The 2,547-nt window shown below is 64.2% G+C and carries 2 protein-coding genes; both read right to left on the reverse strand.

Annotation, left to right across the window (positions count from 1 at the left end; genetic code table 11):
- Positions 1 to 72: 72 nt before the first annotated feature.
- Positions 73 to 894 carry an IS21-like element helper ATPase IstB gene (gene istB / locus DIE23_RS38815; RefSeq protein WP_124606847.1) on the reverse strand — a complete coding sequence of 274 codons (822 nt, stop codon included), beginning with the start codon at positions 892 to 894 and terminating at the stop codon, positions 73 to 75.
- Positions 891 to 2,345, reverse strand: coding sequence for an IS21 family transposase (gene istA / locus DIE23_RS38820; protein ID WP_409364281.1), 1,455 nt, complete (start codon positions 2,343 to 2,345; stop codon positions 891 to 893). Before istA ends, istB begins: the two co-directional genes overlap by 4 nt.
- Between the last annotated feature and the right edge of the window lie 202 nt (positions 2,346 to 2,547).

Genomic DNA, 2,547 nt, shown 5'->3' on the forward strand with positions numbered 1-2,547 from the left:
TAGATAGCGTCAAGCAGCTTGGCCGGTTTACCGACAACCATCTTGGCCGGTCGACCGGGTGATTGTCGGTGGTTATTCGGCCATGTTTGTCGCTCCTTCCTGATGATTGTCGCTGGATGATTGTCGGCGCCGGCTGGTCTGTTTGTCGCTGGCCGTGCGGCGGCGGTAGCTTTCGACGTTCATCTCGAAGATCGTCGAGTGATGGACGAGCCGGTCGATTGCGGCGACGGTCATGCCGGGATCCGGAAACACGTCGTTCCAGCCCGAGAACGGCTGGTTGGCCGTAATCAGAAGGCTGCGGCGCTCGTATCTTTCGGCGATCAGTTCGAACAGCACGCTGGTTTCGGCCTGATCCTTGCGGGCGTACGACAGGTCGTCCAGGATGATCAGGTCGAAGCGATCGAGTTTGGCGAGCGCTGACGGCAATTGCAGGCTCTGACGCGCAGCCTGCAGTTTCTGCACGATCTCACTGGTCCGCGTGGCCAGCACGCGGTAACCGGCGTCGATCAGCGCGTGTCCGATGGCTGCCGCAAGGTGACTCTTGCCGACCCCGGGCGGGCCGAACAGGAGCACGGTGGCGCCCTTCTCGAGCCACGAATCGCCGGTAGCCAGTGCCATCACGTGGGCTTTGGAGACCATCGGCACCATGCCGAAGTCGAAGGTGGCCAGTGTCTTGGTCGGATCCAGATGGGACTCGGTGCGGTGTCGTTCGATGCGCCGCTTGGCGCGCTCGGCGAGTTCGTGCTCAAGCAGTGCACCGAGCAGTCGTGTGGCCTGCCAGCCTTCCTTGTCGGAGCGTTGGGCAAACTCGGGCCACAGGCGAGCGATGGTCGGCAGGCGCAATTCATTGAGCATCAGGGCCAGACGGCCGGCATCGTAAGCGGGCGTATTCATGCTGCCACCTGCTTGCCCAGCAGCGCGTCATAGCAGCTTGCAGGCGGAATCTCGACATTGACCACCGGGCAGTCGACCTGGCGCGGCGCAAATTCCTCGCGCAACGCCTTGAGATCCGGCAACCTGCCGTCCACCAGCAATGCGTTGAGGCGTGCGGCCAGCACGGCTTCGACGCCATCGAGTGCGGCAAGCTCAAGCAGACCGACCATCGTCTTGCACGCGTCGCGCTGCGTCAGCCGTGCCTCAAGCTGTTCCCACGTCCGGCGATAGGCCTCACGCGGAAACAGCTCGTCGCGAAACGCGAGTCCCTTGAAGGCCTGCGGCTTGCGCTTGAGGCCCTCGATGAAGTGCCGGTAATCGAGGGCGCGGCGGTTGTCGCCGGCACGCGAGCCGCGTGGGGTGCTGTGCACCAGCGCGCCGGACAGATAGCAGTCGAGCCGGTCGCCGTAGACCCGCACCTTCAGGCGGTGGCCGATCAGTCGCGACGGCGCGCTGTAGAGGATGCCGCGCACGGTGAAGGTGCTGCAGCGTGTGACACGTGCTTCCTCCTCAACGAAGTCGGTCGTGCGCCGCAGCGGTAGATCGATGAGCTGCTCGCGCTCCAGGCGGAACGCCGCCGCGTTGCGCCGGTTGCGGCGCATGACGATCTCGCGCAGAAACTCGTCGTAAGCCGCGCGATCGGCGAAGTCCCGGTGCCCGCGCAACATCAACGCCTGATCGACGGCCTCCTTCAGATAGCGATGCGACGACTCCACGCTGCCGTTCTCGTGGCCCTGACCGCGATTGTTGCGCGTGCCGACCATGCCGTAATGCTCGAGCAGCGCGGCGTAGCGCACCGTGAAGTCCTCTTCATCCTGCAGATTCTTGAACGCCGCCGACAGACTGTCGGTGCGGTGTTCACGCGGGCAACCGCCGGCTTGCCAAAGCGCGTTCTGCAAGCCCGTGGACAGCGCTTCGAAACTCTCGCCGCCTTCGACGACATTGGCGTATTCCCAGTGCGAGAAGGCCAGCACGAAGTGGTACAGCCGATGAGCGAATGGCGCGCTGGCGATGGTCACGCGCAGTTCAGCCATGTCGGTGAAGTCCGACAGGCCACGCACGCCGGGCTCATGCTGCTGCGGGAAGAAGACTTCCTTCGGCGGGCCGGACATTGCCCGCCAGTGCCTGACGCGCCGCTCGAGCGTGCGGCGTGTGCTGTCGGGATACTGATCGGGATGATCGTCCTGCAGCTTGCGCAGGATCGTGATCGCCTGCAGTTGCGGTGCGTTCATGAGCATCGGAACGACTTCGGTGTCCCAGACGTCGGCGAACGGATCGGGGCGCGAGCGCCAGTAGCGACGTGGCTTCTGGGACGGCAGCGAGGCTTCTCGTTCTATGCGCCGGGCACTGCGCACGCTGATGCCGGCCTTGGCGGCGGCGATCTCCTGAGAGTGTTGTTTGCGTTTGGACATGTAGAGGCGAACCTGTTGGTCGGTAATGCGGGTTCCGGACATGCGGCTGATCGCTTCTTCTTGATTTGATCAGCCATCGTAGAACCCGGCCGACTCGGCGCCGCCGGTGGGGAGAAGTCTCCGGCGGCTACGCCGCCTCCGACTTCTCCCCACCGGCCAAAACCTCTGTCGCTATACCGGCCAAAATGATTGTCGCCGCGCA

It is taken from the genome of Burkholderia sp. Bp9143 (assembly GCF_003853645.1).
In the GTDB taxonomy this organism is placed as follows: domain Bacteria; phylum Pseudomonadota; class Gammaproteobacteria; order Burkholderiales; family Burkholderiaceae; genus Burkholderia.